The sequence below is a fragment of the Brevibacillus sp. JNUCC-41 genome, from assembly GCF_014844095.1.
Classification (GTDB): Bacteria; Bacillota; Bacilli; order Bacillales; family DSM-1321; genus Peribacillus; species Peribacillus aracenensis.
In genome coordinates, this window is record NZ_CP062163.1 from 3,706,309 (window position 1) to 3,719,384 (window position 13,076).

12 protein-coding genes are annotated in these 13,076 nt (G+C 38.5%); 8 read left to right on the plus strand and 4 right to left on the minus strand.

Going from position 1 to position 13,076, the window contains the following annotated elements:
- Positions 1 to 32 precede the first annotated feature (32 nt).
- The 5 genes from JNUCC41_RS18115 (at position 33) to JNUCC41_RS18135 (ending at position 5,641) form a co-directional block, all read left to right on the plus strand.
- A complete protein-coding gene (locus JNUCC41_RS18115; RefSeq protein ID WP_192204198.1) occupies positions 33 to 629 on the plus strand; it encodes a TetR/AcrR family transcriptional regulator in 597 nt (198 codons plus the stop codon).
- A 129-nt stretch (positions 630 to 758) separates the two neighbouring features.
- Positions 759 to 1,484, plus strand: coding sequence for an aspartate/glutamate racemase family protein (locus JNUCC41_RS18120; protein WP_192204199.1), 726 nt, complete (start codon positions 759 to 761; stop codon positions 1,482 to 1,484).
- Between the two features lie 137 nt (positions 1,485 to 1,621).
- The gene (locus JNUCC41_RS18125) at positions 1,622 to 2,941 is read left to right on the plus strand and encodes a purine-cytosine permease family protein (protein ID WP_192204200.1); all 1,320 of its coding nucleotides are present in this window, start codon (positions 1,622 to 1,624) and stop codon (positions 2,939 to 2,941) included.
- A 25-nt stretch (positions 2,942 to 2,966) separates the two neighbouring features.
- The gene (locus JNUCC41_RS18130; protein ID WP_192204201.1) at positions 2,967 to 4,061 is read left to right on the plus strand and encodes an S-methyl thiohydantoin desulfurase family protein; all 1,095 of its coding nucleotides are present in this window, start codon (positions 2,967 to 2,969) and stop codon (positions 4,059 to 4,061) included.
- A complete protein-coding gene (locus tag JNUCC41_RS18135; protein WP_192204202.1) occupies positions 4,061 to 5,641 on the plus strand; it encodes a hydantoinase/oxoprolinase N-terminal domain-containing protein in 1,581 nt (526 codons plus the stop codon). The genes JNUCC41_RS18130 and JNUCC41_RS18135 overlap by 1 nt, the downstream gene beginning before the upstream one ends.
- A gap of 381 nt (positions 5,642 to 6,022) precedes the next feature.
- Here JNUCC41_RS18135 and JNUCC41_RS18140 read toward each other — a convergent pair whose 3' ends face one another.
- Positions 6,023 to 6,490 (minus strand): DUF2306 domain-containing protein, encoded by a 468-nt coding sequence (locus JNUCC41_RS18140; protein WP_192204203.1) that lies wholly within the window; start codon positions 6,488 to 6,490, stop codon positions 6,023 to 6,025.
- Positions 6,491 to 6,819: 329 nt separating this feature from the next.
- Here JNUCC41_RS18140 and JNUCC41_RS18145 point away from each other — a divergent pair, with 329 nt between their 5' ends.
- Positions 6,820 to 7,170 (plus strand): hypothetical protein, encoded by a 351-nt coding sequence (locus JNUCC41_RS18145; protein WP_192204204.1) that lies wholly within the window; start codon positions 6,820 to 6,822, stop codon positions 7,168 to 7,170.
- 115 nt (positions 7,171 to 7,285) lie between these two features.
- On the opposite strand, the gene JNUCC41_RS18150 is transcribed toward JNUCC41_RS18145, so the two are convergent.
- Together JNUCC41_RS18150 and abc-f are read right to left on the minus strand one after the other, a co-directional pair.
- Positions 7,286 to 8,119, minus strand: coding sequence for a DUF2935 domain-containing protein (locus JNUCC41_RS18150; RefSeq protein ID WP_228467361.1), 834 nt, complete (start codon positions 8,117 to 8,119; stop codon positions 7,286 to 7,288).
- A gap of 424 nt (positions 8,120 to 8,543) precedes the next feature.
- Positions 8,544 to 10,181, minus strand: a complete 1,638-nt coding sequence (abc-f, locus tag JNUCC41_RS18155; protein ID WP_192204205.1) for a ribosomal protection-like ABC-F family protein — start codon at positions 10,179 to 10,181, stop codon at positions 8,544 to 8,546.
- 442 nt (positions 10,182 to 10,623) lie between these two features.
- On the opposite strand from abc-f, the gene JNUCC41_RS18160 reads away from it, so the two are divergent.
- On the plus strand, positions 10,624 to 11,394 hold the full coding sequence (locus JNUCC41_RS18160; RefSeq protein WP_192204206.1) for a GH25 family lysozyme: 771 nt from the start codon (positions 10,624 to 10,626) through the stop codon (positions 11,392 to 11,394).
- A gap of 48 nt (positions 11,395 to 11,442) precedes the next feature.
- On the opposite strand, the gene JNUCC41_RS18165 is transcribed toward JNUCC41_RS18160, so the two are convergent.
- Positions 11,443 to 11,622 carry an H-type small acid-soluble spore protein gene (locus JNUCC41_RS18165; RefSeq protein WP_192204207.1) on the minus strand — a complete coding sequence of 60 codons (180 nt, stop codon included), beginning with the start codon at positions 11,620 to 11,622 and terminating at the stop codon, positions 11,443 to 11,445.
- Positions 11,623 to 12,083: 461 nt separating this feature from the next.
- On the opposite strand from JNUCC41_RS18165, the gene JNUCC41_RS18170 reads away from it, so the two are divergent.
- Positions 12,084 to 12,833 (plus strand): TerC family protein, encoded by a 750-nt coding sequence (locus tag JNUCC41_RS18170; RefSeq protein WP_192204208.1) that lies wholly within the window; start codon positions 12,084 to 12,086, stop codon positions 12,831 to 12,833.
- Positions 12,834 to 13,076 lie beyond the last annotated feature (243 nt).

Genomic DNA, 13,076 nt, shown 5'->3' on the forward strand with positions numbered 1-13,076 from the left:
AATTTACCTAATAAACGTTAGGTGGGGATGAATTGAAAAAGCAAGAATTGATAGATGCAGCCCTTTTGCATTATTCACTACATGGATATCAAGGAGCTACCATGAAGAAAATTGCGGATGAAGTGGGAATAAAACCAGCATCCATTTATTTTTTTTATAAAAACAAAGAGGAATTATTTATTGCCGCTTTTCAACAATTACTTGATAACCATTTAGCCGAAATGAAACGGATTTTAGCTAAAACAAGTTCACGATCAGTTGATCAGATTTTTAGTGAAATGCTTCATGGAATCGTCAAGTATCACAAAGATGATGAGCGAGGGACCATGGCGTATATATCTTTAGTTACGTCACCCATTCCGGAAATCAAACTATATTTACAAAAGTATTTGTTGCATTTTAATGACTGGATGGCGAGTTCACTTGAGGATCTATTGAGGCAGCGGTATCCGAGCATTTCCGCAGACGAAGTGGACCAAATCATTAAGCAATTTGTTTTACTCGGGAATGGATTGTTCTGGGGTATAAACTTGTATGAGGGCCAAGACTTAATGGAACAGGTTCATATTGCAGATCGATTCATCGGCTCCATGTTTAGTGATATAGAAAGGAAATATGCCCAAGAATAATAAAAAGGTGAAGTCATAATTATGGCAGGAATGGATTAGTTGCTAAAAGGGGGTGATATAAATAATGAAATCATGACAAAGAAATAAAAATGGTTAGCGGGTCTATTAAAAACAAAGGAGTGTATTCCAATGAAAATTAAAGTGATCATGCCGGTTATATCGGATATTTTTAATGAAGAAATTAGAAGAGAGATTAAATCTTATGTTTCTGAAAACACTGAAGTAGGAGTTTGCAACCTTGATTATGGACCTGAATCAATTGAAAGCGAATATGATGAAGCACTGTGTATACCTAATTTCCTAGAAAAAGCAAAGCAGGCTGAAGAAGATGGGTATGAGGGAGTAATTAGTGATTGTTTTGGAGATCCAGGTGTGAAGCCTGCAAGAGAAATATTGGATATTCCCGTTGTTGGGCCGTGTGAGTCTTCCATGCTTGTTGCGAGCTCATTAGCAAAATCCTTTTCGATTGTAACGGTGCTGCCTAATGTTGTGCCCATGATTGAGAACATAAGTAAAACTCTAGGTGTGGATGGGAATGTCGCCTCCATTCGATATGTAAATATTCCTGTTCTGGAAGTTCAAGACAAGGAAAAGTTAAAATGTGCGTTGTTTGAAGAAATGATAAAGGCGATTGAACATGACAATGCCCATGCTTTAGTGTTAGGGTGTACAGGATTTATGGGTGTTGCAGCGGAGCTTCAGGAACGATTATCGCAAAGAGGTTATGATGTTCCGGTTATTGATCCCGCATTTGCAGCTACAAAGATGCTTGAAATTTTAATTGCTATGGGGGTTAAACAAAGCCGCTTGACCTACATGACTCCACCTTCTAAACAGAGAGTAAAAAATCCATAAACTTTTTTAAAGAAAAAGAAAACCACTGACTCTTGCAAAGTGAATTAACGGAATATTCTTGATATTAAACTTAAAAAGGCAAGGAAATCTCCAAGTTGATCGATAAAGCTAAGGAGTAATTCATAGGGGGTGAATTTATGGAAGATCATACAAAGTTGGGTGACGATTACTCTCTATCGAGAGTTCCACAAAATGCGAGATTGCCAATGTGGGATATCATGATTGTCAGAGTCGGTGCTCTAGCTACACTTTCTCAATTTATGCTAGGAGCGGCATTAGGATACGGAATGACTTTTTGGCAGGCGTTTTGGGCCATGATGTTTGGAAGTGTCATTTTACAAGTTATAAGTTTTCTAATCGGTTATGCCGGTGCACGTGAAGGCCTTTCAACTAGTCTATTGTCGCGTTGGACAGGATTCGGCAGGTATGGTTCAAGTATCATTGGCGCAGTCATCGCTTTTTGTACAATTGGCTGGTTTGGAGTACAGAACACTGTTTTTGCTAATGGATTGGTTGAAGCCACCAACGGTAAATTGACCCTCCCAATTGCAGCTGCCATTACCGGATTAGGCGTAACTGTACTGGTTATATTTGGCTTTAAGCTATTAAGCATGACAGCCAAGATTACCGTTCCTGCTTTTCTATTGGTGGTAGGGATTGGCATCTATCAAGTTCTTAGTGATCATTCCATTTTCAGTTTAATGGGGACGCCGCCTCCGGGAGAGAGTCTTTCTTTGGGCGTGGGTGCAACAATGGTTGCTGGAGGATTCATTATAGGTGCCGTAATCACACCTGACTTCAGTCGGTTTGCCCGAAACGGTAAGGATGTTTTTTGGATGACTACCATTGGTACACTTGTGGGTGAACTTGGTGTAGGAATGATCGCTGTGTTAATGGCCCATGCAGCAAAAACGAGCGATGTTGTCAGCATCATGCTACAAACGTCTGGCTGGCTTGGTGCTGCAGTTGTCGTTTTTTCTACAGTGAAAATTAATAACGTAAATTTATATTCCTCTTCTCTTGGCTTTACTAATATTTTCGATTCAGTTTTTAAGGTCAAGATGAATCGAGGACTCGTTACACTTGTAATTGGTGCTATCGGTACTTTGCTTTCCATTATGGGCATTCTCGATAGATTTGTAGACTTCCTTGTTTTACTTGGAATCATGATACCTCCAATAGCCGGAATTATGGTGGTTGATTACTTCGTGCTTAGAACGTATCGAAAAGCCCTTGATGAAAGCAGGGAGAAAGGAACACTGCCATCTGAGCCTGAAAAATTGAATCCAGTTACATTAGTTGCCTGGGCAGCAGGATTTGCAAGCGGCTATTTCATTACAGTTGGCATACCATCTATCAATTCCCTACTAATAAGCGGCATTATCTATTACGCAGGTGTGTTATTTATTAAATCCATCAAAGGGAAAAAAGAGAATAGGGATCATATCGCATCATAATTTTTGAAAATAGGGGGTTTTGAGAATGAGGAGATTAGGTAAACAGGAAATTGAAGATATTGCAGTAGGTGCGGCTTTACTCGGAACGGGTGGAGGAGGAGATCCTTACATTGGTAAACTAATGGCTTTACAGGCAATTGAAGAATACGGGGAAATCACATTGTTGGATGTGGATGAAGTTCCTGATGACGCATTAGTAGTACCTTCCGCGATGATGGGAGCGCCGACGGTAATGTTGGAAAAAGCTCCAAGTGGTGAAGAAGCAACAGCCGCTTTCAAAAACCTCGAAGCTTATTTAGGAAAAAAGATTTTTGCAACGATGCCGATTGAAGCAGGCGGAGTGAATTCGATGGTGCCACTTGCACTTGCTGCCAAGCTTGGCTTGCCTGTAGTGGATGTTGATGGAATGGGAAGAGCATTCCCCGAATTGCAGATGGTCACTTTTTATTTGGATGGAATTGCAGCCACTCCGATGGTTCTTGCGGATGAAAAAGGCAATACGTCACTGCTCTCAACCATAAACAATGTCTGGACAGAAAGGATTGCCCGTGCAGCAACGATTGAAATGGGCGGTTCCACAATGACAGCCATCTATCCAATGACAGGAAAGAATATAAAGGAAAGCGGAATTAGAAATATACTAAGTTTAGAAGAACAAATCGGCAAGACAATAAGGCTTGCAAAGCAAAACAATGTTGATCCAATAAAAGAGGTGTTGAATAAGGCGGACGGGTTTGAATTGTTCCGTGGAAAAGTGAGTGATATCAACCGCAAGACAGAGGCCGGATTTGCTAGAGGTGTGGCAACATTCGAGGGAATCAATGAGTATAAGGGAGAAAACCTCGAGGTGCGATTCCAAAATGAACATTTAATTGCACAGACAGAGAAACGCTTGCTTTGTGTCACTCCAGATTTGATCGCCGTGCTTGATGCAGAAACAGGCTTGCCAATCACTACTGAAGGAATCAGATATGGAGCAAGGTGCGTGGTAATCGGAATGCCATGCCATCCTAAGTGGCGAACGGAAAAGGGAATTGAAGCTGTAGGCCCAAGATACTTTGGCTATGAAGTTGGTTATGTACCTGTTGAAGAACTAGTGAAAAAAGGGGGGATAGCATAATGGGTGTTTATCGAATAGGAATTGATGTCGGGGGAACCCATACAGATGCCGTGCTTTTAGATCAATATAATCAGGTCATTTCGGAAACAAAATCGCATACAACGGAGGATGTTTCCATTGGCATCTATACAGCAATGAGAAAAATAATCGATGATGCAAAGGTTCCGGTGGAGCAAATTAAATATGCAATGCTTGGTACGACACATTGTACAAATGCTATCGTTGAACGAAAGAGATTAAACAAAATCGCAGCAATCCGTATTGGTGCACCGGCTACTTTAGCAGTTAAACCGCTGATCGGCGTACCTGAAGACCTCTGCGCAGTACTCGGAAAATACGTATACCTAATCCGCGGCGGACATGAATATGATGGCCGTGAGATTGCTGAATTAGATGAAGCTCGTTTGTATCAAATTGCCGAGGAAATCAACGGGAAAGTGGATTCGATCGCGATTACTTCTGTCTTCTCACCTGTATCGCAAACACATGAACAAAGAGCAAGTGAAATTTTCAAAGAAGTGCTGGGAGAAGAAATTTCAATTTCTTTATCTTCAGAAATTGGTTCAGTCGGTTTACTGGAAAGGGAAAATGCGACGATTCTTAATGCTGCTGTCGTAAATGTCGCTAAAACGACTGCTGACGGATTCATCAATGCCCTGAAGAATGAAGGAATTGAGGCAAAAGTATTCTTTTGCCAAAACGATGGGACATTAATGTCAATTGAATATGCGGTTAAATACCCAATCTTCACTGTTGCTTGCGGTCCGACTAACTCATTAAGGGGAGCATCCTATTTGAGTGAGTTAACAGATGCAATCGTTGTTGATGTTGGGGGGACAACAACGGATATTGGTGTTCTGGTTCAATCGTTTCCAAGGGAATCTTCTTTGGCAGTAGAGATTGGAGGAGCCAGAACAAACTTCCGGATGCCTGATTTAATTTCGATTGGACTTGGCGGAGGGACAATAATCCGCATAGGAGATAATGGAGAGTTCACAATTGGACCGGACAGTGTCGGTTACCGACTGCCAGAAAAAGCCTTGATTTTCGGAGGTGATACTTTAACGACAACTGATGTTGCTGTGGCACTTGGAAAGGTGGAACTTGGTGATGCTTCAAAAGTGGCCAACCTTGATAAGGAATTATTAAATAGAGTCTATTTTAATATGGTCAATCTGGTCGAAGAAGCCATTGATAAGATGAAAACAAGTGCTGCACCAGTGCCTGTCATTCTCGTTGGAGGTGGAAGCATCCTTTTACCTGAGGAATTAACAGGTGCATCTGAAGTCATACGCCCATTACATTCAGGTGTAGCAAATGCCATTGGATCGGCTATCTCCCAGGTTAGCGGGCAGATTGAAAAAGTATATGCACTAGCTGAAATAGGAAGGGAAACAGCATTGGAACAGGCAAAGGGCATAGCGATGTCAGAAGCGATCAGCGCCGGAGCCGATCCCGAAACGCTTGTTATTGTCGACATAGAAGATGTACCTTTAGCATATATGCCTGGGAATGCAACCCGTATTCGTGTGAAAGCAGCTGGTGATTTAGCCCAGTCTGAATTGAATGAACTGGTGTAGCAGGCAGGGACTGTAATTTAGCTATCTATTGTACAGAAGAAGCTTTGTTTTTTCTAGTAAGTGGAAAAAGCGGGGCGCTATGAATAGTGGAGTTCACGAATTATTGTACTTGGTATTGAGATTAGATTACAAATTACCAACAACAAACCATGGCTGGCATCTCTGAAATAGTAGATATATGCTAACACAGATAAATAAGCTCATACACTAACTTGTTGCCGAATAAAAATGAATATAAATGTATTCGTTTGGCGATAATTATATTATTGTACTACCCCCTAAGTGGTACTCCTCCATTGTTAAAAGCCCCTCTCTTGATCGAGGGGCTTATTTTATGTTGGGGTTTGTTAAATGAATTTATAGGAGTTTTTTGGACTGTATTTAGATGGAATTGGATTTTTTATACTTCTGTCCAACCAAAAATATCAGCGGTGAACCTATAATGCTTGGAAGAAACCAAAAAATTAATGGGTTCCATTCATTCAAGATAGTTATATTGGGTACATTCACTACAAGAATTGCAGTACAAATAGCGATATAGGAACCGAGCATCCCACTAATATGAAATGCAATCCAGTTTTTCCATTTCTTCTTAGCAGCAAGATAGCCTATAAACGCGAAAGAATATGAAAATATCCCAATGAAAAATAAATATGCGCTGCTTTCCCAATTCAATATTGCCATTGTCAGGGAGGTGACAAAGAGTACAACATATGCACTGTGATAAATTTCACCGCAAATTGTATGCATACCTCTTTTTTTCTTTGAAGACATAGCACCTATTCCACTAATAAGACATATTGCTCCAGCGAAAATATGAATGAATAGGATGATCTTAAAGATAAGCATCTTTCCCTTCGTTAAATAATCATTATCATAACGTAACAGATTAAATATTTATTTTATTATAATACAAATATTTACCAAAAAAATGAATGTTAATTTGCAAAAAAACAAAATCAATTTAGTTAGGGAAGATGAGTTTCCATACTATGGAACATCCTTTGCAAAAATTCTTCAGGTGCTGTATGCTCTGCGGAAAACCGTCAGTCAATCTGTTTTTATTGAGTTGAAAGTGCAGTGCCCCTCAAAAAGGCAGTATGCGTAGTCCTTTTTAAGGATAAAGGAGGATTTTACGTTTCATTTGAAGAATGTTTTGACCAATGGGGGTGGAATAATTGCGACAACATATTGAACAGGACTTATCTAAAGATGACATTTTTAGAATGATTGTTAAGCACCTTGATGTATTTCCGTTGACTAGTCTAGAGGCTATTAGAGAAGTGATCAGAAGTTCATTAAAACAAAGAGGCTTGATAGGGGGGATGAATAAACAAACAGGAACCGCTAATGTAACATATAACCGGAAAATATCAGACCAGGATATCCAGTTATTAAATGATTGTATTTGTGACCTATTATATAGCCGCGTTATCCAACCTGGTATTGACGATGATAACCTGGATTTACCATGGATTCATGTTTCTGATAAAGAGAAACTTAAAACAATGGTGAACTCCCTTTCTTAACTTTTTACATATAAAAGCCCTTCTCTAATCGAGAGGGGCAATTTTTATTTGAATTTATTAATCCATAAAAGCAATTTTATAAAAACCATTATTTCTCTATATCCTTCATACTCAATTAATTGTATGTTTCACCTGTAAGGTGGGTTTCAAACATATCGATGATTTCAAGGAAACGTTCAGCTTCACGGAAAACGTGATCTGCCAATAAAGGATGGATAATGCTCTTGATTTTGCATTCTTCGATTAAATCTCTGGCGGTTTTCTTAAAGTCTCTAAGTGATACGACGGAAACACGGTTCTGATCTAGAAATTGATCCAAAAGAGGAGCGGTTTGAGATTGCGGTTTCATTGACTCTAAGTCTACAGCTTGAAAGACTAATTGATCGAAATCATTGCTAAAATTACGCGCCATATCCACCAGCTTTCTTTCCGACGGATCAAGGAGATGTCCGATGAATTTTGCATGATCCGCCATGATCCTTAAAAAGAAAACATTTTCTTTGATGATGGCGTCTGCAAGTGGTTTCAATTTACCCTCATTTAATTCTTTTAATCGTTTTCTGAAATAATTGGCTTCCCTGCTTGTATGGTCGACTAAAAGTGGGAAATTGTTTGCACCAGGCAATTTACAGGTGAGTATCAGCCCCAATACCTTCCTTTTGAATAAAAATATTCCTGTAGCAGCTTGTTGCACTTCCGAGTTAAATATCCTGATCTGTTCAGGATCAGCTTGATTTGTTAATGTATGGGATTGTTGTTCTATCCGTTCAAATAAATGATAAAACTGATTAGCCTCCTCAATTAGCTGCGTATCTTCACATCTAAAACCTAGTCTTAAAAATAGCGAGTGTTCCTTCATAATTCTTGACCAAAAACGAATCTCATCCAAAGAGCGTGCAACAAACATTCCCGATTTATCCCTCATAGTTTCCTGTATGTCCTCATTCATAACTAAAGCCCCCTTTTAAAACAAAACCATCATTAAATCTTATTAACAAAGGGACATTAGTATGCTGCTCAATTTGAATATAAATAAAATTTCTAATACCCCTTTAGCACCTCAAACCATTGGTACTTGATGGCGTTTTTTTGAGTTCTTATTGGAATCTCTTGAAGGGGAGTACCATTCCCTCCATGTTCTTGAAGAAAAACAAGCGGGTATATGTGATTTTTGCATTTTAGCGAAAAGGGGAAATGGATATTGAACATAGGATGGCACCAAAAGCATGTAACAATGGAGATTCAAAGGGGGAATCGTATACGATGGACTTTCTAAAAAAACTCGGCAACCATTCTGTATAAAAAACCCTTAGACTTTATCTAAGGGTTCTCGCATTTTAATCCAGCAGTTACATTAGGCTACAATGGATTAGTCATTTGTCACTAAGTTCATTTATTTTTTTCGTAAGCTCATTAAACTTCTGATCGAGTTCTGTGTAGGCTTTATCGTTTGGAGTCATAAAGCTAAGCTTTCCTAAAACTTCCTGTCTTTCTGTTTCAAGTGTTAATCGTAGTTCTTCCAGATCATCTCTTTTTGAGGGTGATTCATATAATTGCTTTTGTATGTGATTATTTGAAATGATAAGTTTGCTGCTTGTGATTTTTTCGAGAAAATATCGATCATGCGAAACGACGATTAGCGTTCCAGTATACTGTGCTAAGGTATCTTCAAGTTGTTCCCGTGAAGCTAAGTCCAGGTGATTTGTCGGTTCATCCAAAATAAGCACATCTTTTTCTTCCAGGATATATTCCATTAACTTACATTTTACTCGCTCACCCATACTCATGTTCTTAATGGGTTCTGTCCATTGAGATGCCGTGAAGCCTAAATGCTTCATTAAAGTTTGAACGTTCCCTCTCGACTCGAAAGTTTCTTTATGAAATAGCTGGGAGGGTGTTAGTTCAAGTGGTAAATCAAACACCTCTTGCGTCAAATAGCCAATTTTTGCAGATGGCGAAATCCAAACATTGCCCGCAAAATTTTCTCGTCCAAGAATTATTTTTAATAATGTCGTCTTTCCGCTGCCATTGGGACCTATTATGGAAACCTTCTCACCATGCTGTATCGTGAAATGGACGTTTTTAAATAGTGTGCGCTCGTTAAATGCCTTAGTTAAATTCTTGACTTCCAAAAAACGTTTTCCCGACTTGTTTTTTGCTTTAATTGAAAAGCGTACAGTATATTCGGATTCAACAGGTTCAGCTTTTACTTTTTCAAGCTCTTTTTCAAGACGCTTTTGTTTTGATTTTACCTGTGCATCCATTCGTTTTGCTTTTACGCGATAGTATTCCTTAACTCCTTCTTTTTTCGTCGATTGGGAATGGGCTTTTTTCGACCAAGAAGTGATTTCATTCATTTGTCCCTCAATCCGTTCAACTATTTTTTGCTGTTTTTCATATTCACGTTGTTGTGTAAGTCTTTTCTGTTTGCGAACTTCCATATAACTAGAATAATTCCCTCTGTGTTCAATTAGCTTTTTATCTTCAATCGACCAAATTTTCGTTGCAACAGCATCCAAAAAATAACGATCGTGCGAAACAAAAATGATGGTACCTCTATAATTTTTTATTTGTCCCTTAAGGAATTCTATACTGTCTTCATCAAGGTGGTTTGTCGGTTCATCTAATAGTAAAAGGTCTGCATCTTTAGAAAGTCCTTTTGCAAGGCGGGCTTTTAGTTTTTCTCCCCCGCTCAATTGTTGGAATTCATGGCCTGGTACATGCATTTTATCAAGTAATTTAACTTCGGAAGGGGTCTTATCTTCGGAAGGATGCGATACGACTTCTTGTTCAACCATAAAAACTTTCAAGTCTTGCTGCAGCCATTGGATTTGGCCGCGTACAGGCTCTAAAGTATTGTTAATTAATTGCAGCAACGTAGACTTACCGGCACCATTTTTTCCAATGATACCGATGATTTCCCCTTGTTGTACACTTGCATTTATATTTTCAAAAATGTTTACGTCCATTACTTCATAGCTAATATTGGTTAATTTTAATAATTCTTTCATATAATTCATCCCTCTCCTTAATGGGAGGATAAAAAAATCCTCCCAATTCATATGGAAGGATTAGCCGTACCTGTGCATTGTCAAATAAGAGCTATTTTGAGTATAGCTCTGTAATTTATAGAAAATGGGCAGACTAATCCTATTTCGTTTGATTTGAAATATGCGATTTCAAATTTTAAAAAATAAGATTAGTTAATCATCGGCCACCCATCATCCCTTCTGATATTAATAAAATCAGTATAGCATAAATTCATCTTTGAAAACAAAAGGAAACAGCATAATTTTTCCCATTCATTCCCAAAGATTTATTATTGTTTTAACTCCATCAAATATCTTATTATAAGGTGGGCAATAGGACTGCATTTTTCCTAAATGATGTGTCTTAGTTAAATTCAATAAACATTTACCGCCATAGGGTTGTTTCCGTAAGGAGGACATTAATATGGAATATATAAAGGGAATCGATGTTTCACATTGGCAAGGTGCCATCCGTTGGGGGGAAGTTGCAAAGGCAGACGTGAAGTTCGTGTTCATTAAAGCAACAGAGGGAACGAGTTATTCTAAGTTATCTTATTTCAAAGAAAACGCACCACAAGCATTGGCAGCGGGATTGAAAGTCGGGGCCTATCACTATGCAAAGTTTGCAACTGTTGCAGAAGCAAAGGCTGAGGCAGCTTATTTTTTGGATTCAATCAGATCTTTTGCTTTAAATTACCCTATTGTACTGGATCTTGAGGAAAATAAAAAAAAGGCAAAGAAAAAAACGTTGACCGATGCAGCAATAGCTTTCTTAGAAGCTATTGAAGAAGCTGGATACACGGCTATGCTGTATACCGGTAAATATTTTCTTGAAAATAGTTTAGATGAATCAAGGTTGACGAATTACGCTTTGTGGATTGCCAGATACAACAGCATGTTGGGACGTAGCGCAGATATTTGGCAGCATTCTGATTCGGGTAAAATAAGCGGCATCAGTACAAAGGTGGACTTGAATATAGCTTATAGGGATTTTACAAATACAATAAATACTATTAGGACACACAACACCCGTGCATGGGAAGCCGAAACTCCCACAACTTATACAGTAACAAAAGGCGACACACTTAGCTTCATTGCAAAAAAACATAATACAACGGTAAAATCTCTTGTTAGTCTTAACGGAATAAAAGACCCCGACAAAATTTATATCGGTCAAAAATTAAGGTTGAAATAAGTAAAGGCTCTTCTCATGACGAGAGGAGCTTATTTTTAAATATATTCCTTATATTTCTTTAAGTTCGCCAATTGCTACTTCTGATCTTTCCTCTAATGGTCCTCTCAAATGTACCGTAGCCGTTTTTCCATCTTCATTTAAATTATCAATCCATATTGAGGTGCCATTATATCTCACCTCAATGTCGGATGAAGAAGAAAGTATCTGTTTTACACGCTTAACATCCACATATATCCCTCCCTGCTGATTAGTCTACCTATTATTTGGGGAGAGGCTTAATTTTATTCGTTTATTCAGGGATTAATGTTGTAACTAAATCATTTAAGTACGATGATGTTTAACGCTTTTTAATTATGTTTGTTATGAAAGGTGAGAATTCTTAATCTTAAAAATAAGTATATCTGCCGAAATGGATAGGATTGTAAAAAGAATCTTGAGGTGATGAATTTGAAAAAAAGCAGACTGGAATCCCAGTTTATTTCAATGGGCTAAGAATAAGCAAAAAAGAATATATTATAAAGCTAACGGCTGCCTTGCTTTCAATAGGGGATTCGCCACCTACTCAAATGAAGTTAATGTGATGGAAGGGCTGAATAAGGAAGTAAATAAGATGGGACAATATTGGAGGAGAAGATATTGTTTGGTTTGAAGTCCATACGCATTCATATACATGCTTTTAGGGGGGTATCATGGAATTATCGTTATTATTGGAATATGGCTGGGTGTTAATTATTCTAATTTTTTTAGAAGGCTTATTATCTGCCGATAATGCATTGGTTTTAGCCATCATGTCAAAGCATTTACCAAAAGAACAGCAAAAAAAAGCGATTAATATTGGGTTGCTTTTGGCTTTTATATTTAGGATTGGTGCAATCTTTATTATTTCGTACCTTTTCCATGTCTGGCAAGTTCAAGCAATTGGGGCTGCATATTTGATTTTCATCTCATTAAAGCATTTACTTAAAAAGGACCACGGGGAGAATGAGGGAAAAGGGAAGAGCTACCGTATGACCGTTGCACAAATTGCATTGGCTGATATTGCTTTTGCTATCGATTCCATTTTAGCTGCAGTCGCCCTTGTCATTGCCTTGCCAGATACACCAATGGGTGAAATAGGAGGTATGGATGGGGCAAAATTCATTGTTATTTTAGTCGGGGCGATTGCAGGTTTAATTGTCATCCGGTTTGCAGCAGGATACTTTGTTAAGATACTGACGGAGCGACCTAGCCTCGAAACAGCAGCCATGTTAATCGTTGGTTGGGTAGGGGTTAAGTTATTAATGCATACCCTTGCACATCCAGCCGTGCACATTATCCCACACGATTTTGTTGAAGGACCGATTTGGAATATTATCTTTTGGTCAGTCATGCTTCTTATTGCTCTAGGCGGATGGTTTTTATCTGGAAAAACAGTGAAAAATGATAAGCAAAACGACTAACGTTATCCGAGTTGAAATACCTTATTGTTCATTTTTGTAAACCTTATGTTTGCTAAATAGGATTTTAAGACCGAATTCCAATTTCGGTCTTTTTGCCTCCAGGCACTTGCTTTCCGCGGTGGTCCGGGAGCCTCCTAGGCTCCTTTGCGCTTTTCTAAGCAGAAGTCAGGTACATCTGTTCCGATCAATTTTGAATTAACTTTAAGAACCCTTTTTCCTACAAACTGAGGAGACCACAATAAG